This is a genomic window from Streptomyces sp. NPDC127129 (assembly GCF_042671585.1).
In the GTDB taxonomy this organism is placed as follows: Bacteria; Actinomycetota; Actinomycetes; order Streptomycetales; family Streptomycetaceae; genus Streptomyces.
The window spans coordinates 302,485-324,022 of sequence record NZ_JBHXTV010000008.1 but is presented as its reverse complement, the minus strand read 5'-3'; the positions used below and the strand labels follow the sequence as shown (position 1 = coordinate 324,022).

General features: G+C 72.5%; 18 protein-coding genes. 11 read left to right on the top strand and 7 right to left on the bottom strand.

Annotated elements, in window-relative coordinates:
• The first annotated feature begins 52 nt into the window (after positions 1 to 52).
• Positions 53 to 907, top strand: coding sequence for a DUF4190 domain-containing protein (locus tag ACFVGW_RS18195; RefSeq protein ID WP_383229531.1), 855 nt, complete (start codon positions 53 to 55; stop codon positions 905 to 907).
• Between the two features lie 105 nt (positions 908 to 1,012).
• Positions 1,013 to 2,773 (top strand): NAD+ synthase, encoded by a 1,761-nt coding sequence (locus tag ACFVGW_RS18190; protein ID WP_385852678.1) that lies wholly within the window; start codon positions 1,013 to 1,015, stop codon positions 2,771 to 2,773.
• On the opposite strand, the gene ACFVGW_RS18185 is transcribed toward ACFVGW_RS18190, so the two are convergent.
• Positions 2,739 to 3,974 carry an MFS transporter gene (locus tag ACFVGW_RS18185; protein ID WP_385852677.1) on the bottom strand — a complete coding sequence of 412 codons (1,236 nt, stop codon included), beginning with the start codon at positions 3,972 to 3,974 and terminating at the stop codon, positions 2,739 to 2,741. The two genes, ACFVGW_RS18190 and ACFVGW_RS18185, sit on opposite strands and share 35 nt — an antisense overlap.
• Before the next feature lie 164 nt (positions 3,975 to 4,138).
• Complete coding sequence (locus ACFVGW_RS18180) at positions 4,139 to 5,161, bottom strand: endonuclease/exonuclease/phosphatase family protein (protein WP_385852676.1); 1,023 nt, start codon at positions 5,159 to 5,161, stop codon at positions 4,139 to 4,141.
• Between the two features lie 311 nt (positions 5,162 to 5,472).
• On the opposite strand from ACFVGW_RS18180, the gene panB reads away from it, so the two are divergent.
• The 3 genes from panB to ACFVGW_RS18165 all read left to right on the top strand — a co-directional run bounded on the left by panB (position 5,473) and on the right by ACFVGW_RS18165 (position 8,374).
• Positions 5,473 to 6,336, top strand: a complete 864-nt coding sequence (gene panB / locus ACFVGW_RS18175) for a 3-methyl-2-oxobutanoate hydroxymethyltransferase (RefSeq protein WP_352188291.1) — start codon at positions 5,473 to 5,475, stop codon at positions 6,334 to 6,336.
• 176 nt (positions 6,337 to 6,512) lie between these two features.
• Complete coding sequence (locus tag ACFVGW_RS18170; protein WP_383227433.1) at positions 6,513 to 7,514, top strand: ATP-binding cassette domain-containing protein; 1,002 nt, start codon at positions 6,513 to 6,515, stop codon at positions 7,512 to 7,514.
• Entirely contained in the window at positions 7,511 to 8,374 is an 864-nt protein-coding gene (locus ACFVGW_RS18165; RefSeq protein WP_385852675.1) for an ABC transporter permease, read from the top strand. The genes ACFVGW_RS18170 and ACFVGW_RS18165 overlap by 4 nt, the downstream gene beginning before the upstream one ends.
• A 2-nt stretch (positions 8,375 to 8,376) precedes the next feature.
• Here the strand turns inward: ACFVGW_RS18165 and ACFVGW_RS18160 are convergent, their stop codons facing one another.
• Entirely contained in the window at positions 8,377 to 11,931 is a 3,555-nt protein-coding gene (locus ACFVGW_RS18160; protein ID WP_385852674.1) for a BTAD domain-containing putative transcriptional regulator, read from the bottom strand.
• A 99-nt stretch (positions 11,932 to 12,030) separates the two neighbouring features.
• Here ACFVGW_RS18160 and ACFVGW_RS18155 point away from each other — a divergent pair, with 99 nt between their 5' ends.
• Both ACFVGW_RS18155 and ACFVGW_RS18150 read left to right on the top strand, forming a co-directional pair.
• Entirely contained in the window at positions 12,031 to 12,825 is a 795-nt protein-coding gene (locus ACFVGW_RS18155; protein ID WP_383227421.1) for a site-2 protease family protein, read from the top strand.
• 129 nt (positions 12,826 to 12,954) lie between these two features.
• Positions 12,955 to 15,678: a patatin-like protein gene (locus ACFVGW_RS18150; protein WP_385852673.1), complete on the top strand. Its 2,724-nt coding sequence runs from the start codon at positions 12,955 to 12,957 to the stop codon at positions 15,676 to 15,678.
• 22 nt (positions 15,679 to 15,700) lie between these two features.
• On the opposite strand, the gene ACFVGW_RS18145 is transcribed toward ACFVGW_RS18150, so the two are convergent.
• Positions 15,701 to 15,943: a hypothetical protein gene (locus ACFVGW_RS18145; protein WP_352188285.1), complete on the bottom strand. Its 243-nt coding sequence runs from the start codon at positions 15,941 to 15,943 to the stop codon at positions 15,701 to 15,703.
• Between the two features lie 24 nt (positions 15,944 to 15,967).
• Positions 15,968 to 16,666, bottom strand: coding sequence for an NADPH-dependent F420 reductase (npdG, locus tag ACFVGW_RS18140; protein WP_383294191.1), 699 nt, complete (start codon positions 16,664 to 16,666; stop codon positions 15,968 to 15,970).
• 120 nt (positions 16,667 to 16,786) lie between these two features.
• Between npdG and ACFVGW_RS18135 the strand changes: the two genes are divergently transcribed.
• Positions 16,787 to 17,389: a hypothetical protein gene (locus ACFVGW_RS18135; protein WP_385852672.1), complete on the top strand. Its 603-nt coding sequence runs from the start codon at positions 16,787 to 16,789 to the stop codon at positions 17,387 to 17,389.
• Between the two features lie 61 nt (positions 17,390 to 17,450).
• A complete protein-coding gene (locus tag ACFVGW_RS18130) occupies positions 17,451 to 18,785 on the top strand; it encodes an MFS transporter (protein WP_385852671.1) in 1,335 nt (444 codons plus the stop codon).
• A gap of 51 nt (positions 18,786 to 18,836) precedes the next feature.
• On the opposite strand, the gene ACFVGW_RS18125 is transcribed toward ACFVGW_RS18130, so the two are convergent.
• The gene (locus ACFVGW_RS18125; RefSeq protein ID WP_352188281.1) at positions 18,837 to 19,067 is read right to left on the bottom strand and encodes a hypothetical protein; all 231 of its coding nucleotides are present in this window, start codon (positions 19,065 to 19,067) and stop codon (positions 18,837 to 18,839) included.
• A gap of 58 nt (positions 19,068 to 19,125) precedes the next feature.
• Between ACFVGW_RS18125 and map the strand changes: the two genes are divergently transcribed.
• On the top strand, positions 19,126 to 19,983 hold the full coding sequence (gene map, locus ACFVGW_RS18120; RefSeq protein WP_352188280.1) for a type I methionyl aminopeptidase: 858 nt from the start codon (positions 19,126 to 19,128) through the stop codon (positions 19,981 to 19,983).
• Positions 19,984 to 20,096: 113 nt separating this feature from the next.
• Positions 20,097 to 20,747 (top strand): heme oxygenase (biliverdin-producing), encoded by a 651-nt coding sequence (locus ACFVGW_RS18115; protein WP_385852670.1) that lies wholly within the window; start codon positions 20,097 to 20,099, stop codon positions 20,745 to 20,747.
• Positions 20,748 to 20,758: 11 nt separating this feature from the next.
• Here the strand turns inward: ACFVGW_RS18115 and ACFVGW_RS18110 are convergent, their stop codons facing one another.
• Positions 20,759 to 21,439, bottom strand: a complete 681-nt coding sequence (locus ACFVGW_RS18110; RefSeq protein ID WP_385852669.1) for a PhzF family phenazine biosynthesis protein — start codon at positions 21,437 to 21,439, stop codon at positions 20,759 to 20,761.
• Between the last annotated feature and the right edge of the window lie 99 nt (positions 21,440 to 21,538).

Sequence of the window (21,538 nt, the reverse complement as noted above, 5' to 3'; positions counted from 1 at the left end):
CCATAATCAGCTGGCTTAACGTCAACACCCTGACCATCTCGGAGGATGCCGCATGACCACGCCCACGAACGCCCCCGGCCAGAACTCCTGGGGGCCGCCGCCGAACGGTATGCCCGGGATGCCGCCGCAGCCGCCGTTCCAGCAGCCGCGCAACGGGCTCGGGGTGACCGCTCTGGTGCTCGGCATCGTGGGCCTGCTCTTCGCGATCGTCCCGTTCCTGTTCTGGCTCGGCGGGATCCTGGGCCTGCTGGCCCTGATATTCGGCATCATCGGCTTCTCCCGGGGCCGCAAGGGCGAGGCGACGAACAAGGGCATGGCCCTGACGGGCCTCATCCTCGGCGGGCTCTCCATCGTCGTCTCGATCGTCTGGGTGATCGTCGTCGCCACCGCGGTGAAGGACATCAAGGACGACATCGACAAGGAGATCGAGAAGCAGGGGAACGCCACCTCCGCTCCCGCCGAGCCCGGCGCGGAGCCCACGGACGCCGAGCCGACCGAGGCCGCTCCGGCGGCGCTGAAGTTCGGTCAGACCTTCGCGTACGAGGACGGGATCAAGGTGACCGTCTCCAAGCCGCGCGCCTACAAGCCCGACCAGTTCGCCGCCGGGCACACCAAGGGCAACAGCGCGTTCCAGGTGACGGTCACGATCGTCAACGGCAGCAAGGAGACCCTCGACGTCTCCGGCGCCCTGGTGGACGCGAGCGACGCGGAGGGCTCGCGGGCCGAGCCGGTCTTCGACGGCAGCAACGCCACGGAGATGTTCCGGGGCAACGTGCTCCCCGGCAAGCAGGCCAAGGCGAACTTCGCCTTCTCGGTCGCTCCGAACGCGGACGGGGAGCTGCAGGTCCAGCTGAGCCCGACCATCCTGGAGCACGAGGAAGCGATCTGGGTCGGTCCGACCAAGTAGCCGGAGCCCGACGCGGCCGGTCCGCAAGCCGGCGAAACAGCCGAACGCCCGGCCGACCGGGCGTTCGCCAGGACATAGCGTCGGTCTGACGATTACACTGGGCGGGTGCCTCAACTACGCCTCGCTCTGAATCAGATCGACTCGACCGTCGGCGATCTCGCCGGGAACGCCGAGGCGGTCGTCCACTGGACCCGGCACTCCGCCGAGCAGGGCGCGCATCTGGTCGCGTTCCCCGAGATGGTGCTGACCGGCTATCCCGTCGAGGACCTCGCGCTGCGCTCCTCCTTCGTGGAGGCGTCCCGGGACGCCCTGCGGGCGCTCGCCCGGCGCCTCGACGCCGAGGGGTTCGGCGAGCTCCCGGTGATCGTCGGCTATCTCGACCGTTCGGACCGCGCCGTCCCGCGGCTCGGCCGGCCCGCCGGGTCCCCCGAGAACGCCGCGGCCGTGCTGCACCGGGGCGAGGTGGTGCTGCGCTTCGCCAAGCACCACCTCCCCAACTACGGCGTCTTCGACGAGTACCGCTACTTCGTGCAGGGCGACACCATGCCCGTCGTCCGCGTCCACGGCGTCGACGTGGCGCTCGCGATCTGCGAGGACCTGTGGCAGGAGGGCGGCCGGGTTCCGGCGGCCCGCAGCGCGGGTGCCGGACTGCTCGTGTCGATCAACGCCTCGCCGTACGAACGGGAGAAGGACGACACCCGGCTCGAACTGGTCCGCAAGCGCGCCCAGGAGGCGGGCTGCACCACCGCCTATCTCGCGATGATCGGCGGCCAGGACGAGCTGGTCTTCGACGGCGACTCGATCGTCGTCGACGCGAGCGGCGAAGTCGTCGCGCGGGCCCCGCAGTTCTCCGAGGGCACGGTGATCCTCGACCTCGACCTGCCGGCCGCCTCCCCCGACGCGCCGGAGGGCGTCGTCGACGACGGGCTGCGGATCGACCGGGTGATCCTCTCCGAGGAGCCGCTGCCCGCGTACGAGCCGGAGCTGACCGGCGGCTACGCGGACCGGCTCGACGACGACGAGGAGGTCTACTCGGCGCTGGTGGTGGGCCTGCGCGCGTACGTGGCGAAGAACGGTTTCCGCTCGGTCCTCGTCGGCCTCTCGGGCGGCATCGACTCGGCGCTGGTCGCGGCGATCGCCTGCGACGCGGTGGGCGCGCAGAACGTGTACGGCGTCTCGATGCCGTCGAAGTACTCCTCGGACCACTCGCGCGGCGACGCCGCCGACCTCGCCCGCCGCACCGGACTCAACTTCCGCACGGTCTCGATCGAGCCGATGTTCGACGCGTACATGGGTTCACTCGGGCTCACCGGTCTCGCGGAGGAGAACCTGCAGTCCCGGCTGCGCGGCACGATGCTGATGGCGATCTCCAACCAGGAGGGCCACATCGTCCTCGCGCCGGGCAACAAGTCCGAGCTGGCGGTGGGGTATTCGACCCTGTACGGCGACTCGGTCGGCGCGTACGGCCCCATCAAGGACGTCTACAAGTCGACCGTGTTCCGGCTGGCGCGCTGGCGCAACCGGGCGGCCGAGGAGCGGGGCATGACCCCGCCGATCCCGGAGAGCTCGATCACCAAGCCGCCGAGCGCCGAGCTGCGGCCGGGGCAGGTCGACACCGACTCGCTGCCGGACTACGACGTGCTGGACCGGATCCTCGCGCTGTACGTCGACCGCGACCAGGGCAAGGACGCCATCGTCGCGGCCGGCTTCGACGAGGAGCTGGTGGCCCGGACGCTGCGGATGGTGGACACGGCGGAGTACAAGCGGCGCCAGTACCCGCCGGGCACCAAGATCTCGGCGAAGGGCTTCGGCAAGGACCGGCGGCTGCCGATCACGAACCGCTGGCGGGAGACGACGAGCCGCTGACCGCCCGTTCGGCGGCCGGGGCGCCTCCCGCGACGACGCGGGAGGCGCCCTCGTCCGTCCGCACACGGTCCAGCAGGCCCGCCACGGCGGCGATCGCCAGGCCGAGGACGGCGAGGACCGCGCCGACGAGTGCCGGGGAGGTCCAGCCCCAGCCGGCCGCGACGGCCGCGCCGCCCGCCCAGGCACCGCCCGCGTTGGCCAGGTTGAAGGCGGAGTGGTTGGAGGCGGAGGCCAGGGTCGGCGCGTCCTTGGCCTTGTTCATGACGAGCATCTGGAGCGGGGTGGTGGTCATGAAGCCGACGGCGCCGAGGACGACGACGGTCACGAGCGCCAGCCACGGGACGTGGATCGTGAAGCGGAAGGCGACCAGGACGAGCGCGAGCGCGGTGAGCGAGCCGTACAGCGTGGGCCGCAGCGCCCGGTCGGTGAGCGGGCCCGCGGCGAGCGCGCCGGCCGTCATGCCGATGCCGAAGAGGGCGAGGACGAGGGTGACGGAGGACTCGGCCAGCCCCATCACCTCGGTGGTCATCGAGGCGAGGTAGGAGTAGACGGCGAAGATGCCCGCGAACCCGAAGACCGCGGTGAGCAGGCCGAGCAGCACCTGCGGCCGGCCGAGGGCGCGCACCTCGCGGCCCAGGCTCTGGCGTTCGTCGACGGGGACGTACGGCACGAGCCGGGCGAGCGCCGCCATGGCCAGCAGGCCGATGACGGTGACGACGAGGAAGGTGGCCCGCCAGCCGAGGTGCTGGCCGAGGAGGGTCGCGGCCGGTACGCCGAGGATGTTGGCGACCGTGAGCCCCAGGAACATCGTGGCGACCGCGCGTGCCTGGCGGCCCTCGGCCACGAGCCGGGCGGCGACGACGGCGCCCACGCCGAAGAACGCGCCGTGCGGGAGCCCGGCCAGGACCCGGCCCGCGACCAGCCAGCCGAAGCCGGGGGCGAGCGCGGACGCCAGGTTGCCGACGACGAACAGGGCCATCAGCAGGAGAAGCATCTTCTTGCGCGGCACGCGGGAGCCGAGGGCGGTGAGCAGCGGTGCGCCGATGACGACGCCGATCGCGTACGCCGAGACCAGGTGGCCGGCGGTGGGGACGGAGGTGCCGAGGTCGTCGGCGACGTTGGGCAGCAGGCCCATCATCACGAATTCGGTGGTGCCGATGCCGAAGGCGGAGACGGCGAGCGCGAACAGCGCCAGGGGCATGGGGGAAGCCTTTCCAGGGAATAGTTCTTCGACTGAACAAATTGTCTCAGCCGACATGTTCCCGGCGGCCTCCCCCAGGTGACGGGAAGGTTGCGACCCGGCCGCGGATCGGATCCGATCCGATCCGATCCGATCCGATCCGATCCAGGATCGCCCCCGGCGGATCAGAGCCTGACGCGCGCCGCGATCGGCAGGTGGTCGCTGTCCGTCTCCGGCAGCGTCCACGACGACATCGGCTCGACGCCCTTCACCAGGATCTGGTCGATCCGCGCCATCGGGAACGAGGCGGGCCAGCTGAAGCCGAAGCCGTCGCCCGACGCACCCTGCGTGGAGCGCATCTGGGCGGTGACGGCGTTGAGCGAGCGGTCGTTCATGGTGCCGTTGAGGTCGCCGAGCAGCACGACCCGCTCGTGGGACTCCGCGGCGATGGCCTCGCCCAGCAGGTTCGCGCTGTTGTCGCGCTGGTTGGCGGTGAAGCCCGCCTCCATCCTGACCCGTACGGACGGCAGGTGGGCGACGTAGACGGCGACCTCGCCGCCGGGCGCGGAGACCGTGGAGCGCATCGCCCGGGTCCAGCCCATCCCGATGTCGACGGCGTCGGTGCCGTGCAGCGGGTACTTGCTCCACAGGCCGACCGTGCCCTGCACCGCGTGGTACTTGTACGCCCCGGCCAGGCCCTTCTCGTAGACCGGGACCATCTCGCCCTTGAGCTCCTCCAGGGCCACCACGTCCGCGCCCGACTCGGCGATCTGGCGCGCCGTGCCCTCGGGGTCGGGGTTGTCGGCGTTGACGTTGTGGGTGGCGACGGTGAGGTCACCGCCCGCCTCGGACTTGTCGGTGACCAGTCCCCCGAAGAGGTTCGCCCAGACCACGGCCGGCAGAAGGAGGGCGATCAGCGCGGTCGCGGAGCGCCGCAGCAGGGCCAGGACCAGCAGGACCGGCACGAAGACGCCCAGCCAGGGCAGGAAGGTCTCGTTGAGGCTGCCCAGGTTGCCGATCCGGTTGGGGATCTCGGCGTGGAAGGCCATCGCCAGCGTGAGCAGCACCGCGCAGACGGCCAGCAGGATGCCCCGGCGCCAGATGCCCCGGTCCCCTCGGAGGCGGTCGAGCGCCGATCGGAACCGGGACCCGGAGCGCTCGTCCCGGCCGCCGCCGTTCTCCGTCTCCGCCATGTCCACCCGCGCCATCACTCAGTCCTCACTGCCTTGCCGTCGTGCTGTCGTGCCCCGCGACCCGACGTCGACACTAGGTGATGCCGGGCCCGCGGTACTGCCACGAGGGACGACAGGGCCGCGCGGCGGGTTCCCGTCGCGGCGGGCGGGCGGGGCGGCTGTGACAGAACGCGCACATTCGTACGTACGCGCCGAAATTCCACCGTTGCGGCGGTGTGAACAGCGCCACTTCGCCGCACTTCCCCCCTCGCCGCGGGAAGTGCCACCATGGACGTGGTCCGGGGACGCCGTCAGGGCGCCTCGAGATGACGAAGGAGCCGTTCACCATGACGCTTCAGCCTGCCCCGAAGCAGTCCCCCGACAGCAGCAAGGCGCTGTACGGAGGCAAGGGCACGCGCCGTATCACGGTCCACGACATCAGCGCGGCCAAGGCCCGCGGCGAGAAGTGGCCGATGCTCACCGCCTACGACGCCATGACCGCTTCCGTCTTCGACGAGGCCGGCATCCCGGTCGTCCTCGTCGGCGACTCCATGGGCAACTGCCATCTCGGCTACGACACCACCGTGCCCGTCACGATGGACGAGATGACCCTCCTGTCGGCCGCCGTCGTACGGGGCACCAAGCGCGCCCTCGTCGTCGGCGACCTCCCCTTCGGCTCGTACCAGGAAGGGCCCGTCCAGGCCCTGCGCAACGCGACCCGGCTCGTCAAGGACGCGGGCGTCGGCGCGGTCAAGCTGGAGGGCGGCGAGCGTTCGCTGCCGCAGACCGAGCTGCTCGTCCAGGCCGGGATCCCCGTCATGTCCCACCTGGGCCTGACCCCGCAGTCCGTCAACACCATGGGCTACCGGGTGCAGGGCCGCAGCGACGAGGCCGCGCACCGGCTGCTCAGCGACGCCAAGGCGGCCCAGGACGCGGGCGCCTTCGCCGTCGTCCTCGAACTCGTACCGGCCGAGCTGGCCGCCGAGGTCACCCGCTCCCTGCACATCCCGACCATCGGCATCGGCGCCGGCCCGCACACCGACGCCCAGGTCCTCGTCTGGACCGACATGGCCGGTCTGACCGGCGGCAAGGTGCCGCGCTTCACCAAGCAGTACGCGAACCTCCGCGCGACCCTCGGCGACGCCGCCCGGGCCTTCGCGGAGGACGTCGCCGGCGGCGAGTTCCCCGCCGAGGAGCACACCTTCCACTAGGAGGCCGTGCGATCGGGACACCCGGCCGCGGGCCGCGCGAGAGGTCTTCGCGCGGCCCGCGGCCGGCCCGTTTCCCGGGCCCGCGGGGGGCCTCCGACAGCGTTCCGGCCGTGGTCGGCCGGCTGTCGGAACGCTGTCGGTCGTCTGTCGGTGCGTTGTCAGTGGCGGCTGGTCTGATGGTGGCCATGACGCGATCCGCACACAACGCCGTCGAGGTACGAGGCCTCGTGAAGCACTACGGCGAGACGAAGGCCCTCGACGGGGTCGACCTGGACGTCCGGGAGGGCACGGTCCTCGGCGTGCTCGGCCCGAACGGGGCCGGCAAGACCACCCTCGTCCGCTGCCTGTCCACCCTCATCGTCCCGGACTCCGGGACCGCCACCGTCGCCGGCTACGACGTGGTGAAGCAGCCCCGGCAGCTCCGCCGGACGATAGGGCTCACCGGCCAGTACGCCTCGGTCGACGAGAAGCTCTCCGGCTGGGAGAACCTCTACATGATCGGGCGGCTGCTCGACCTCTCCCGCACGGACGCCCGGCGCCGCGCCGACGACCTCCTGGAGCGGTTCTCGCTGACCGAGGCGGCCAAGCGGCCCGCGATGCAGTACTCCGGCGGCATGCGCCGGCGGCTCGACCTGGCCGCCTCGATGATCGGGCAGCCCGCCGTCCTCTATCTGGACGAGCCGACCACCGGCCTCGACCCGCGCACGCGCAACGAGGTCTGGGACGAGGTGAAGCGGATGGTCGCCGAGGGCGTGACCGTGCTGCTCACCACGCAGTACATGGAGGAGGCGGAGCAGCTCGCGAGCGAGCTGACCGTCATCGACCGGGGCAAGGTCATCGCCAACGGCAAGGTGGACGAGCTCAAGGCCCGCGTCGGCGGCCGCACGCTCACGATCCGCCCGGTGGACCCGGCCGACCTGCCCGCGATGGCCTCGGCACTGCGGGAGTCGGGCCTGGACGGCATCGCCGGCTCGACCGTCGTCCCCGACGAGGGCGCGCTGTACGTGCCGATCCTGAGCGACGAGCAGCTGACCGCCGTCGTGGGCCTGCTCGGCACGCGTGGCTTCGGCATCGCCCACATCGGCACACACCTGCCCAGCCTGGACGAGGTCTTCCTCGCCATCACGGGCGAGAAGACCACCGTTTCCGACACGATCCCCGAGGAGGTCGCCGCGTGAGCACCACGACGACCACAGAGCTCACCAAGGCCCCGGTCGAGGCGCCGGGCCCCGCCCCGAGGCGCCCGGCGCCCGGCGCCGAGGGCCGGATCGGTCTGCGCGCCAACCTCCGCCACATCGGTGCCCTGGCCCGGCGGAACGCGCTGCAGATCAAGCAGGACCCGGAGTCGATGTTCGACGCGGTCCTGATGCCGATCATCTTCGTCCTGCTCTTCGTGTACGTCTTCGGCGGCGCGATCTCCGGCAAGGGCAACAACGACGCGTACGTCAACTACGTGGTGCCGGGCCTGATGGCGATGATGGGCATGAACATCGCCATGGCCGTCGGCGTGGGCATCAACGACGACTTCAAGAAGGGGGTCATGGACCGGTTCCGGACGATGCCGATCGCCCGGTCCTCCGTCCTCATCGCGAAGATCGTCGTCGAGATCGGCCGGATGCTGATCGCCACCGCGATCCTCCTCGGCATGGGCTTCCTGCTGGGCCTGGAGATCAAGGGCTCGGTCCTGGACCTCTTCGGCGCCATCGGTCTGTCCATGGTCTTCGGCGCCTCGCTGATGTGGATCTTCATCCTGCTCGGTCTCGCGTTGAAGACGGCCCAGGCCGTCCAGGGGATGGCCATGCTGGTCCTGATGCCGCTGCAGTTCGGTTCCTCGATCTTCGCCCCGCCGACCTCGATGCCCGGCTGGCTGGAGGCCTTCACCGACTACAACCCGCTGTCGAACCTCGCGGACGCCGCCCGCGCCATGATCAACGGCACCCCGGTGGGCGACTCGGTGTGGATGACGCTCGGCTGGGCCGTGGCGATCACGGCCGTCACGGCGCCGCTCGCGGTCGCCAAGTTCCGCAAGAAGACCTGAGCCTAGAGCGGCCCGTCGATCGCGTCGGCGCGGGCGAGCAGGGCGGTGGCCTCCTCCACGGAGAGGCCACCGCCTTCGGCGTACGCGGCCTCGAAGGACTCGTCGCCGAGGACGGTCCGGGCCAGTGCCGTGGCCCGCTCCAGGTTCTCCCGCTCGGGCGGTGAGAGCAGATGGCTCTCGGGGAGCAGGCCCGGCAGGGCACCGAGCAGCCGGGCCCCGACGGTCGCACGGGGGCCGCCGAGACCGGCGAGGGCCCAGGCGCCGGTGACCACGTGGAGGGCCGGCATCTGCGGGGCGACCATCAGCGAGAGCGTGCCCAGGGACCGGTCCAGGGCCTCCCGGGCGAGGCCGAGCGCCGAGGCGTACCGCCCGTCGAGGTTGTCCAGCCAGGCCAGGCTGCCGAGGGTGAACCCGGCGAAGATCGACAGGGTCTCGGAGCTGAAGTCCTCCAGCAGGCCGGTCAGTTGCTGCCGGGCCTCGGCCGTGCGGCCGGTGCGGCCGAGCAGCATCGCCAGGAACAGCCGGGCGGCGAGCACCGGTTCGTGTCCGCGGTTCTCCCCGTCCGCCAGGACCTCGCGGAGGATCGCCTCCGCCTCCTCCTCACGGCCGGTCACAGCGAGCATGTCCGCGTAGCGGGCGCGCAGCACGGCCTTCTGGGTCTGGGCGCCGATCCGCTCCGCGTAGCCGATGGCCGCGGCGAAGTCCTCGGCCGCTCCCTCGTACCGGCGCTGTCGCTCGCGGGCCTCGCCGCGCGAGGAGAGCGCTTCGGCCGCGCCCCAGGCGTCGTCGAGGCGGACGAAGATCTTCAGGCTCTCCTCGGCGTCGGCGGCCGCGTCGCCCGCCATGTCGGACCGGTTGGCCAGCAGGTTGGCGCGGGTCTGGAGGGCGTTGGCGAGCTCCCAGTCGTAGCCGTAGGTGCGGCACGCCTCGACCGTGGCGTCGAGGACCTCCCGCATCCTGCCCCCTTCCCCGATGAGCAGGACGGCGAAGACGGCGAAGGAGCCGGGCAGCCGGCAGGTCTGGGGAAGTCCGGGCCGGTAGACGGCGTTGATGCGGCGCAGTCGCTCCGAGCCCTCCAGACCGGTCCACCCGCCCCTCTCGTAGTCCATGTTGAGCAGCTCGATCAGCCGCACCCCGCGCCGGGCCTCCCAGAGCTGTTCCTCGCTCAGCGGTGGCGGCGCGGCGGTGCAGGGCTCGTGGAGCGGTGGGGCGGGGGCGGCGGGCGGCGCGAAGGGGTCGGGTCCGAGGGCGGCGACCTCCTCCGCCCAGTGCAGGGCGTCGGCGCGCAGATCGCGCAGCTGCCAGTACCAGAGGAGGCAGTGGACGAGCATGAGCGCCTCGTGCTCGTCCCGTCCGGCGACGGCACGGCGCAGCGCGGTACGCAGGTTGTCGTACTCGGTCCGGAACCAGGTCATGGCCCGGCGCTGGCCGCCGCCGCGGAGTTCGGGGTCGGTGACGCGGGCGAGTTCGCGGTAGTGGACGAGGTGGCGCCGCTCGGTCCCGGCACGCTCGCCCGCCTCGTCGAGCCGCTCGCCGGCGTATTCGGCGACGGTCTCCAGAAGGCGGTAGCGCATCGTTCCGTCGTCGGCGGGAGCGGCGACGACCAGCGACTTGTCGACGAGCGAGCCGAGCACGCCGAGGGTCTCGGGGCGCGGTGCGCCGGCCGTGCGGACGGGTTCGGTGCAGACCGCCTCCGCCGCCTCCAGGTCGCAGCCGCCCGTGAAGGCGGACAGGCGGCGCAGGACGGCCCGTTCGGGCGCGTCGAGCAGGTCCCAGGACCAGTCGACCACCGCGCGGAGGGTCTGCTGGCGGGGCAGGACGGTGCGGGCTCCCGAGGTGAGGAGAAGGAAGCGGTCGTCGAGGCGGTCGGCGATCTGGCGCGGTGTGAGCAGTCGTAGCCGCGCCGCCGCGAGCTCGATCGCGAGCGGGAGGCCGTCGAGGCGCCGGCAGATCTCGGCGCACGCCTCGGGGTCGTCGCCGGGGTCGAAGCCGGGGCGGGCGGCGGCGCCGCGCTCGCCGAGCAGGCGCAGCGCGCTCTCGGGCGGCAGCGGCTCCACCGGACGCAGGAACTCGCCGGGGACGCCGAGCGGTTCGCGGCTCGTGGCGAGGACGGTCACCCCGGGGCAGCGGGCGAGGAGGGACTCCGCGAGGGCGGCCGCCGCGGCCACGACGTGCTCGCAGTTGTCCAGGACGAGCAGCAGGCGGCGAGCGGCGCAGTGCTCGACGAGGCGGCCGAGCGGGGTGTCGGTGCCGCGCAGCTCCTCCGCGCCCGCGCCGCGCAGCACGGTCTCGCGCGCCCCGACGGCACCGAGCACGGCCTCGGCGACGGCCTCGGGGTCGGTGACGGGCGCGAGTTCGGCGAGCCAGACGCCGTCGGGCCAGGCCCCGGCGTCGGCGGCGCGTTCGGCCCCCTCCTGGGAGAGCCGGGTCTTCCCGGCCCCGCCGGGGCCGAGGAGGGTGACGAGCCGGCTCCCGTGCAGGTCGTCCCGGAGCTGGGCGATGTCCTGGTCGCGGCCGACGAAACTGGTGAGCCGCGCCCGGAGGTTTCCGGGCCAGGCCGTCGTGACGACGGACGGTCCCGCACCCGCGAGGGCCTCCCCCGCCCGACCTGCGAGCGGGACCTGCGGCAGCCCGGAGCCGTCCGCGGAGGCCGCGACCCCGGGTCCCGTCGCCCCGGACGCCCGGCCGGACACGCCCCGGCCGGGGGCCGCAGAGGCCGCGGACGCCGCCGCGGCCCCGGAGCCGTCCCGTCCCGCGGCGTCGTGGGCGCGGGGGTCCCGCGGGGCACGGCCGCCGCCGTCCGGGGTGGCGGGTACGGGCGGGAGCGGGCCCGTCGGTGTGGGGGACAGCAGGTCCGCGTGGAGGGCGGTCAGGACCGGCGAGGGGTTCGTGCCCAGGCGGTTCGCCAGCTCGCGGCGGACGGCCTCGTAGGCGGCGAGGGCCTCCGCCGCGCGGCCCGTGTCGCGCAACGCCCGGATCCGCAGGGCCTGGAGGGGTTCGTCGAGCGGGTGCGCCTCGCAGAGGGCGGCCAGTTCGGGCAGGGCCGACGCCCCCTCCCGGAGCGCGAGCGCCGCGTCGAAACGGGCCCGGCGGACGTCGAGGCGGCGGGTCTCCCAGCGGGCCGCCTCCGCCGTGCGGTCGGGCAGGTCGGCGAGTGCGGGCCCCCGCCACAGTCCCAGTGCCTCGTCGAGCAGCTCCGCGGCCCGCCCCGGGTCGCCCGCGCCCAGTGCCCGTACGCCCTCGCCCGCCAGCCGTTCGAAGCGCTGCGCGTCCACGTCGTCGGGGCCGGCCGCGAGGCGGTAGCCGCCGGGGGACGACTCCACCGCGTCCCGGCCGAGCGCCCGCCGCAACCGCCCGACCAGGGCCTGGAGCGCGGCGGCGGCGTCGGCCGGCGGGTCCTCGGCCCACACCTCGTCGACGAGGACGGAGACGGGCACCGTGCGTCCCGCCCGCAGGACCAGCACGGTCAGCAGTGCCCGCAGGCGGGCGCCACCGAGCGCGACGGAGGTGCCGTGGGCGGTGTGGACCTGGGTCGGACCGAGGACGGAATAGCGCACAGGCCCTATTCTCCGTGAGCCGGGGACCGTCCCAGGAACTCACCCCCGCCCCGGCACGTTTCCCGCACACACCCCGCCGCGCCCCAGGGAGTCCCACCGATGACCACGGCCACCACCCGCAGGCATGAGCGCAGGATCAGCCCGGTCTTCCTGGCGATCCTCGCCGTCATGGCGGTCACCGGCTGGGCCGCGTGGACCGGCTTCGCCGCCTCCCCCGGGGTGGCGATCTTCCTCTTCGTGACCTCGGCGTGGATCGTCTCGCTCTGCCTGCACGAGTACGCGCACGCGCGTACCGCGTTGCACGGCGGGGACATCACGGTCGGCGCGAAGGGGTACCTCACCCTCAACCCGCTCGCCTACACCCACGCGGTGCTGAGCATCATCCTGCCGGTGCTCTTCGTGATCATGGGTGGCATCGGTCTGCCGGGCGGCGCGGTCTTCATCGAGCAGGGCCGGATCAAGGGGCGCTGGAAGCACAGCCTCATCTCGGCGGCGGGACCGCTGGCGAACGTCCTGTTCGCGATCGTCTGTACGGCTCCGTTCTGGCTGGACGCGCTGGACGGCGTCCCGCTCGCGTTCCAGTACGCGCTCGCGTTCCTGGCGTTCCTCCAGGTGACGGCGGCGCTGCTGAACTTCCTGCCGGTGCCGGGCCTCGACGGCTACGGGGTGGTCGAGCCCTGGCTGTCGTACAGGATCAAGCGGCAGATCGAGCCGTACGCGCCCTACGGCTTCTTCGTCGTGATCGCGCTGCTCTTCGTCCCGGCGGTCAACGGCGCGTTCTTCGACACGATCGACGCGCTGATGCGTGCGCTCGGCGTGCCGGAGCTCTCGCGCTACTGCGGCTCGAACCTCTACCGCTTCTGGCAGGAGACGCCCGAGCTCTGCGAGGTCTGAGGGACCCGCCCGTACCGCCGCCCGTACGGCCGCCCGTAAGGCCGCTCGTACCGCCGCCCGGGCGATCCCCGGCGGCGGACACACCCCAGACATGACGGGTGCATATGCACTTATATGCATACTGCAGACATGGCGGCTCTCGAGCAGACACGTCTGGCCCTCGTCCTCAACGGCGGCGTGAGCCTGGCCGTCTGGATGGGCGGGGTCACGCACGAGATCGACCTGCTCCGGCGGGCGTCGCGCGCCGTCCGTTCGGGTCTGCCTCCCGAATACGTCGACCCCCGCGACCGGCCCGTCTTCGAGCTGTGGAAACGCGTCGTCCACGAGGCGAACACGCACGTCCTCGTCGACGTCATCGCGGGCACGTCGGCCGGCGGCCTCAACGGCTCCCTGCTGGCCGCCGCCATCGGGCGGGGGACGGCGCTGCCCAACCTCCGTGAGACCTGGCGGAACGCGGCGGCGCTCGACGACGACAAGCTGCTGAGGAAGCCGCCGCACAACAGCGTCCTGGACGGCCGGTTCTTCCAGGACACCATCGGCGACATCCTGAGCGGCATGGGCTCCAGCGAGCGCGACGCCGAGCCGGTGACGCTCTTCGTCACCGCGACCGCGCTCGACGGCGTGCCCGAGGACTTCCAGGACGGTTTCGGCGGCCGCTTCGACGTGGCGGACCACCGCAGGATCTACAAGTTCCAGCACGACCCGGACGCGGTCGTCTTCCGCAAGGCCGTCGCACCGTGCGAGATCTGGAAGACCGAGCCACGCGTCCGCAGGGACTTCCTGGACGACGACGTCCTGGGCCGGCTCGGCCTGGCGGCCCGCGCGTCGGCCGGTTTCCCCCTGGCCTTCTCACCCGTCGACGAGTCGCCCCTGCTCCAGCAGCGGGTCCGCCCCCACCCCCAGATCCCGAGCCGCGGCCGGGACCGGGCCAGCTGGATCGTCGACGGGGGCCTGCTCAACAACGCCCCCTTCGGGCCGGTGCTCGAAGCCATCTCGGACCGCCGGGTGGAGGGGCCGGTGCGGCGGGTCCTGGTCTTCGTGGTCCCCTCGTCCGGCGTCGCCCAGCGCCATGTGGAGAGCCGGCCTCCGGGCAAGGCCACCGAATGGCCGTCGGTCCTCGGCACGGCCATCAACTATCCGCGCGAGGCGGACTTCCGCACCGGCACGACCGAACTGCGCGAACACATGGGCCGGCACTCCCACACCCGCCACCAGGAGCTCTTCGAGCGCCAGTTCCACCCCGAGACGGGAGAGGCCCAGCGGGAGGCCATGCTCACCGTCGCCGAACACCTCTTCACCGAGTACCGGCACAGCCGTATCACCGCCGCCGCGTGGAAGATCCGGCAGCTGCGGGAGGAGGGACGGGGCGTCCGCTCCCTGGTCGGCATCCCGCAGGAGAACGCCGAGGCCATCCTGGAGAACGGCGCTCCGCCCACGGGATGGGTGCCCAGGTCCGCTCGCGCGCTGGGCGACCCCGTGGCCGCCCCCTGGGAGTGGGGTGTCCACGGTGTCGAACGGCTGGTGTGGACGCTCGCGGCGGACATCGAGAGGCGGCTGAAGGAGACGCGGCGCAACGGGACCCTGCCGCCCTGCGCCCCGACCGTCGAGGAGGCCGGGGAACGCGAGCGCGAGGAGGGCTGCCTCGGCCGGGCCCTGGAGGAACTGAGCACCTGCGTACGGGCCGTGCACGCCGTGACGGACCGCGTGTTCGGACTGCTGCGCAACGCGGACACGGCCGGCGGCGATCCCGCCCGCAGGAAGGTGGTCGCCGACCGGGGACCGATCTCCACGATGAACACGATCTACAAGGACCTCGGTCTCGGACGGGTCCTCGGCGAGCAGGTCGAGGCGGCCGTCGGCGCCTACGTGAGGGCGACGGCCGGTCCCGGCGAGGAAGGCCCCGAGCGGCCCGACAGGGAGCGCGAGCGGACGGTCCTCAAGGCCTGCCTCGTCGCGGAGGTGGTCGCGCAGTCCTTCTCCTCACCGGAGGAGCTGGGAGAGCACACGCCCGAGTTCGAGTTCCTGCGGCTGGGGCCCGACGACCACAGTCCGGTCTTCCCCCTGGACAAGTACGCGCCCCTCGGCGAACGCAAGCTGTACGGCGTCCGCCTCGACCACTTCGGGGCCTTCGTCGACCCGGAATGGCGCGAGTCCGACTTCACGTGGGGGCGGCTCGACGGGGCGCACCACCTGCTGCGCCTGTTCGTCGCGAACCACCGGGAGCGCCGCTCCCTGGAGCTGGAGCTGCACGAGACCATCCTCGAGGCCGAGATCGGCACCGAGCGGATGAGCCGCAACCTCGACGAGCTCTCCGGACCGGACGACAAGAAGCTGTTCACGGACTACCTCAAGACCGCGCAGGGGCGGAACACCGCGGGAAGACTGCTCGAAGCCGTGCTCAGCATCCTGGTGGGCAAGGGCTCGCCGATCCAGGGGGCATGGGCGGACGCCGGCCGGACCATGTTCTGGCGGGGCTTCGGCCGCAAGGTCCCCCCGTGGCACTGGCCCTGGCCCTCCCGGATCGCCGGCCTGCCGGGACGCTGGCTGTGGTGGGGGCGGGTCACCAGGAATCCCGCCGCGGCGCTGCAGTGGACGGCGTGGGCGGCCGTGGTGACGTACGGAGTCGCCGTCACGGGTGCCCTGGGGATCGCGGGACTGATCGAGTGGCTCTGGCGCGACGACTGGGACTGGCTCATGCTGGTCGTCGCCGGGCTCGGCGTGCCCCTGGTGTTCCTGCTGGAATTCCTGCTCACCGTGGCCCTGAGCTGGTGGACCGGACGGTGGCGGAGGCGGGGGGCGCGGCGGCGCGCGAAGAAGGCCGCCCGGGAGCGGGCCGACCAGGAGGCCGGCTAGTCCGGGGAGCGTTCCCCGGGGGTCAGGCCGTCTCGGAGGCGCGGGCGGCGTCGGCCTTGGCGCGGCGGATGTAGTACCAGGCCATGTTCGACGAGAGGCCGGCGAGCAGGACCCAGACGATCCCCAGCCACATGCCCGCGACGAAGGAGACGACGGCCGCGGCTACGGCGAGGGCGCAGACGGCGAGGGCGTACAGAGCGAGGCGGGGCATGGGGGTCGGCTCCTGTCCGGGTACGGCTGATGGTGCCCGACCAGTGTCCCCCATGCCCCGGTCCGTCCGGGCACGTGGTCAGACGTCGGTGACCCGCAGCCCCGCGTGGGCCTTGTAGCGGCGGTTGACCGAGATCAGGTTGGCGACGAGCGACTCGACCTGGTGCGCGTTGCGCAGCCGGCCCGCGAAGACGCCGCGCATCCCGGGGATGCGGCCGGCGAGCGCCTGGACGATCTCGACGTCGGCGCGCTCCTCGCCGAGGACCATCACGTCCGTGTCGATCTCGTCGATCGAGGGGTCCTGGAGCAGGACGGCGGAGAGGTGGTGGAAGGCGGCGGTGACCCGGGCTCCGGGCAGCAGGGCCGCGGCCTGCTCGGCGGCGGAACCCTCCTCGGGCTTGAGGGCGTAGGCGCCCTTCTTGTCGAAGCCGAGCGGGTTGACGCAGTCGACGACGAGCTTGCCCGCGAGGTCGTCGCGGAGCGACTCCAGCGTCCTGGCGTGCCCGTCCCACGGCACGGCGACGATCACGATGTCGCTGCGGCGGGCGCATTCGGCGTTGTCGGCGCCCTCGACGCCGAGGCCCAGCTCGTCTGCGGCGCTCTGCGCGCGCTCGGCGGCGCGGGAGCCGATGATCACCTTCTGGCCGGCCTTGGCGAGACGGTAGGCGAGGCCGCGGCCCTGGTCGCCGGTGCCGCCGAGGACGCCGACGACGAGGCCGGACACGTCGGGGAGGTCCCAGGGGTCCTTGGGGGCGGGCTTGCTGTCAGTCGTAGTCATGGCCTCGACATTACTGGCCGGTCAGCCCTTCCGTTTCCCGTCGGGTGCAACTTCCCGTACGGGTGGAACCCCGGGCAACCGCCCTCCCCGCGCGGCCCGGCTGCGGCAGGATGCGGCCCCATGGATGCCGTACGCGTCGCGTTGCTGCGGGAAGTGCTCGCCGGGACGGAGTGGCCGGCCGCGGCACGCCGGTTCGCGGGGTCGCTCCGCTCCGCGGTCGTCCCCCACGGGGGCGGGCTGCTGCTGGTGGGGACGGAGGGGTACGAGCCCTGGCACCTGGCGGCGCATCTGGTGGACGAGGCGGCCTGGTCGGGCCGGCCCGAGCTGACGCCGACGCTCGTACGGCACCAGGTGCGGCCGGGGGATCCGGCGCATCTGGCCGTGGGTCTCGGCCGCCTCGATTCGGCCCGGCGGGGGGCGACGCTGCTGATGGTGGCACCGGAGCGGCCCGCCGCGGGGCTCCTGGAGCGGGTCCACGACGCGCGCAGGGCGGGGGCGACGGTGCTCTCGCTCGACGGCGGCGATGCGGAGGTCCGGGGTCTGGCGCACGAGACGCTGACGGTGCGGGAGGGCGCGGAGGTCGACCTCGACACCGTCCAGCATCTGGTGAGCGCGGCGGCCGGCGAGAACAGCCTGCCCTCGCCGCGCGGGCGCCGCCGCTTCCGGGACCGCCTCTCGCTCCTGGCGGACCACCTGACGTCGCCGCCTCCGGCCCGCTGGTAGCCCCCCGCTCCCCGTAAATTCGGTTGCCGGGCGCGTCGCGGCGGTCGGAGCATGGCACCTCGTGACCTCGAAGCTCTCCGCCGTCCTGCCCGATCTCGCGCCCTGGCGCTCCTCCCGCGACTTCCGGCTCCTCTGGGTCCAGGGGCTCGTCGCCTTCTTCTCCAGCGCCGTGGCGATGATCGCGCTGCCGTTGCAGATCAAGGATCTGACCGGCTCTCCGCTCGCCGTCGGCGCGATGGGCGCGGTCGAGCTGGTCCCCCTGGTCGTCTTCGGGCTCTACGGCGGCGCGCTCGCCGACGCCGTCGACCGGCGCAAGGTACTCATCGCCACCGAGTCCGGGCTCGCGCTGCTCGCCCTGCTGCTGCTCCTGAACTCGGCTCTGCCCGAGCCGATGCTCTGGCCGCTGTACGTGGTCGCCGCCGGTGTCTCCGCGCTCGCCGGTCTTCAGCGCCCGGCGCTGGACTCGCTGCTGGCCCGGATCGTGCCGCACGACATGCAGACCGCCGCCGCGGCGCTCAACTCGCTGCGCTGGCAGATGGGCACCATCGCGGGCCCCGCGCTGGCGGGTCTGCTCGTGGCGTACGCGGGGCACGCCCCGGCCTATGCCGTGACGATCGCCGGTTTCCTCGTCTCCGTACTCCTGTGTCTGCGGCTCTCCCCCGCGCCGCCCGCACACGACGCCGACAAGCCCTCGCTGCGCGGCATCGCGCAGGGCGCTCGCTACGCCTGGTCGCGGCCGGTGCTCCTCGGAACGTACGCGATCGATCTGGCGGCGATGTTCTTCGCGTTCCCGAACACGATCTTCCCGTTCCTGGCCGACGAGCTGGACGCCGACTGGGCGCTGGGCCTGATGTACGCGGCGGGCTCGGCCGGTTCGCTCGTCCTCGGTCTGACCAGCGGCTGGACCTCACGGATCCGCCGGCACGGGTGGCTCGTCGTGTGCGGGGCGACGGCGTGGGGGCTGGCGATCGCCGCCGCGGGCTGGTTCTCGAACATCTGGCTGGTGCTGCTCTGTCTCGCCTTCGCGGGCGCGGGCGACATGGCGAGCGGTCTGGGCCGCGCCACGATCTGGAACCAGACGATCCCGGAGGAGCTGCGTGGCCGGCTCGCCGGCATCGAGGTGCTCTCCTACAGCGTGGGCCCGCAGCTGGGCCAGGTCCGGGCGGGTGCCATGGCGGGCTGGACGGGGACACGGGCGGCGATCTGGTCGGGCGGCGTGGCGTGCGTGGCCTCGGTGGGGCTGCTCTGCCTGGCCCTGCCCAAGCTGCTCCGGTACGACTCCGAGACGGACGAGGACGCGCTGCTCCACCGGACCGCGCAGGCGGAACGGGAGGCGCGTGAGGCACAGGAGGCGCAGGGCGCGCGGGGGGCCGGGACCGGGGCCCCGGCCTCCTGACGGGCGGACGCGGCCGGAGCCGGTGCTGTTCGGCCCGGCCCGGCCCGCGCTCTAGTCCGGGGTCTCGCCCTGCTTCGGGGCGTCGTGCCACTTCGGGTCCGTCTCCCACTCCTCGTTGCGTTCCCGCGCGGTCTGCATCGCGTGGGACGCCTCCTCACGGGTGGCGTACGGGCCGAAACGGTTCTTCGACGGGCACTCCGGGCCCTCTTCGACCTTCTTGTGCTCCAGGCAGTAGTACCACTCGCCCGGTTTGCCCACCGTGCGCTTCTTGAACAGGGCCATCGTCGGCTCCTTCCTCTGAGGCCATGCTGCCCCAGTCACGGTCGTTAGACTCGCTGACATGTCTGGCCAGTCGCTGCTCGTACCGGGGGAGCTCTCCCCCCACCGCTCCGTTCCGGGAGCCATCCGTCGTCCCGAGTACGTCGGGAAGCCCGCACCCACCCCGTACACCGGGCCCGAGGTGCAGGATTCCGACACCGTCGAGCGGATGCGGATCGCCGGCCGCATCGCCGCACAGGCGATGGAGGAGGCCGCCAAGCACATCGCGCCGGGTGTCACCACGGACGAGCTGGACCGGGTCGCCCACGAGTTCATGTGCGACCACGGGGCGTACCCCTCCACCCTCGGCTACCGCGGCTTCCCGAAGTCGCTCTGCTCCTCGGTCAACGAGGTCATCTGCCACGGAATCCCCGACTCGACCGTCCTCAACGACGGCGACATCGTGAACCTGGACGTCACGGCGTACATCAACGGGGTCCACGGCGACAACAACGCCACCTATCTGTGCGGGGACGTGGACGAGGAGTCCCGGCTGCTCGTCGAGCGCACCCGCGAGTCCCTGAACCGGGCCGTCAAGGCGGTCAAGCCGGGCCGGCAGATCAACATCATCGGCCGGGTCATCGAGTCGTACGCCAAGCGGTTCGGCTACGGCGTGGTGCGCGACTTCACCGGGCACGGCATCAACTCGTCCTTCCATTCCGGGCTGATCATCCCGCACTACGACTCCCCGCACGCCACCACGGTCATCCAGCCCGGCATGACGTTCACCATCGAGCCGATGCTGACGCTGGGCACGCACGAGTACGACATGTGGGACGACGGCTGGACCGTCGTGACCAAGGACCGGAAGCGGACGGCGCAGTTCGAGCACACGCTCGTCGTGACGGAGACCGGGGCCGAGATTCTCACGTTGCCCTGACCCGCTCCGGGGGTAGTCATTTACCGACAGGACGTCGGGAACCAGTTGACTTAGGTAAGCCTAAGTAGCAGTATCACAGCAGGTTCCCGTCCCCATCGGCCCGGAGGCACGCCTTGGACACGCCTTTCTCGACGCTCATCCGCACGGCCTCTCACGAGCAGCACACCGAGGCCGAGACGTCGACCTTCATGAGCGACCTGCTCGGCGGCCGCCTCGCGGTGGACGCCTATACGCGGTACACGGAGCAGCTGTGGTTCGTGTACCGCGCGCTGGAGGAGGGTGCCGAGGCGCTGAAGGACGACCCGGTCGCCGGGCCGTTCATACAGCCGGAGCTGTTCCGCACGGCCGCCCTGGAGCAGGACCTCGCCCATCTGCGGGGCCCTGACTGGCGCGAGGGGCTCTCCCCGCTGCCCGCCACGGCCGCGTACGCGGCGCGGGTGGCGGAGTGCGCGCGGGAGTGGCCCGCCGGCTACGTGGCGCACCACTACACGCGCTATCTCGGGGACCTCTCCGGCGGCCAGATCATCCGCGACAAGGCGGAACGGACGTGGGGCTTCACGCGCAAGGGCGACGGCGTCCGCTTCTACGTGTTCGAGGAGATCGCGAACCCGGCGGCCTTCAAGCGCGGGTACCGGGAGCTGCTCGACGGGGTGAACGCCGACGACCTGGAGAAGCAGCGGATCATCGACGAGTGCAAGCGCGCGTTCGACTTCAACGGCGCGGTCTTCCGGGAGCTGGGCGTCGAGTTCCCGCTCAGCGCGTGAGCGCCTGAGCGTCAGAGGGTGAGGGTCCGTTCGAGGCGGACCCGCCCGCCCAGCTCGATCACTCCGTCGGGGCCGGGGGCCGTGAGGATCTGCGACCCCCGGCCCTGCGTGATGTTCAGCGCGCGGCCCAGCTCGGCCGTGAGCAGCAGGGCCGCGGCGCCCGTCGCCTCGTCCTCGTCGATGCCGTCACCCCGCCCCGGGAAGCCGCGCGCCCTGACCCGCCCGGCGGCCTCGTCCTCCCAGGCCCATGCGTAGATCCAGGTCCCCGGCGGGGGCACCTCGAGCGCGTCCACCTCGGCAGCGGAGCCGTACCGGAGCAGGGTCCGCGGCGGGGCCCACTCGGCCCGCGCCTCGATCCAGGTGAACTCCCCGTCCCCGCGCACCCACACCTCGCCGACGGGCGGGCACACGACCTCCAGGTCGAGCAGCCAGGCGGTCCCGACCAGCGGGTAACCGGCGAACGGCAGCCGCACACCGGGCGTGTAGATGTCGACGACGCCCCGCTCGGGATCGTCCACGAAAACGGTCTCGCTGAACCCGAGCTCCTTGGCGAGCGCCTGCCGGGACGCCTCGTCGGGATACGTGCGCCCGTCCCGTACGACACCCAGGGCGTTGCCGTACCGGCCGTCGCCGGCGCAGAAGACGCGCAGGACGTCGAGGTCGGAGGCGCCAGTCGTCGCGGTCGTGTTCATGGCGGAATTCAAGCATCCACGCGCCCCGTTCCGCCGGTCCCCCGGGAATCGGCGCACGCGGCAGGGCCGCACCGGCGTTCTCGGGGTGCGGCCCTGGCT

What these genes read in the sequence shown, in the direction of transcription:
- ACFVGW_RS18145 (WP_352188285.1), bottom strand. Translation starts at nt 15,943, where the DNA reads ATGGGGGACACTGGTCGGGCACCATCAGCCGTACCCGGACAGGAGCCG.
- ACFVGW_RS18170 (WP_383227433.1), top strand. Translation starts at nt 6,513, where the DNA reads ATGGTGGCCATGACGCGATCCGCACACAACGCCGTCGAGGTACGAGGC.
- ACFVGW_RS18150 (WP_385852673.1), top strand. Translation starts at nt 12,955, where the DNA reads ATGGCGGCTCTCGAGCAGACACGTCTGGCCCTCGTCCTCAACGGCGGC.
- panB (WP_352188291.1), top strand. Translation starts at nt 5,473, where the DNA reads ATGACGCTTCAGCCTGCCCCGAAGCAGTCCCCCGACAGCAGCAAGGCG.
- ACFVGW_RS18135 (WP_385852672.1), top strand. Translation starts at nt 16,787, where the DNA reads ATGGATGCCGTACGCGTCGCGTTGCTGCGGGAAGTGCTCGCCGGGACG.
- ACFVGW_RS18110 (WP_385852669.1), bottom strand. Translation starts at nt 21,439, where the DNA reads ATGAACACGACCGCGACGACTGGCGCCTCCGACCTCGACGTCCTGCGC.
- npdG (WP_383294191.1), bottom strand. Translation starts at nt 16,666, where the DNA reads ATGACTACGACTGACAGCAAGCCCGCCCCCAAGGACCCCTGGGACCTC.
- ACFVGW_RS18155 (WP_383227421.1), top strand. Translation starts at nt 12,031, where the DNA reads ATGACCACGGCCACCACCCGCAGGCATGAGCGCAGGATCAGCCCGGTC.
- ACFVGW_RS18180 (WP_385852676.1), bottom strand. Translation starts at nt 5,161, where the DNA reads ATGGCGCGGGTGGACATGGCGGAGACGGAGAACGGCGGCGGCCGGGAC.
- ACFVGW_RS18125 (WP_352188281.1), bottom strand. Translation starts at nt 19,067, where the DNA reads ATGGCCCTGTTCAAGAAGCGCACGGTGGGCAAACCGGGCGAGTGGTAC.
- ACFVGW_RS18185 (WP_385852677.1), bottom strand. Translation starts at nt 3,974, where the DNA reads ATGCCCCTGGCGCTGTTCGCGCTCGCCGTCTCCGCCTTCGGCATCGGC.
- ACFVGW_RS18195 (WP_383229531.1), top strand. Translation starts at nt 53, where the DNA reads ATGACCACGCCCACGAACGCCCCCGGCCAGAACTCCTGGGGGCCGCCG.
- map (WP_352188280.1), top strand. Translation starts at nt 19,126, where the DNA reads ATGTCTGGCCAGTCGCTGCTCGTACCGGGGGAGCTCTCCCCCCACCGC.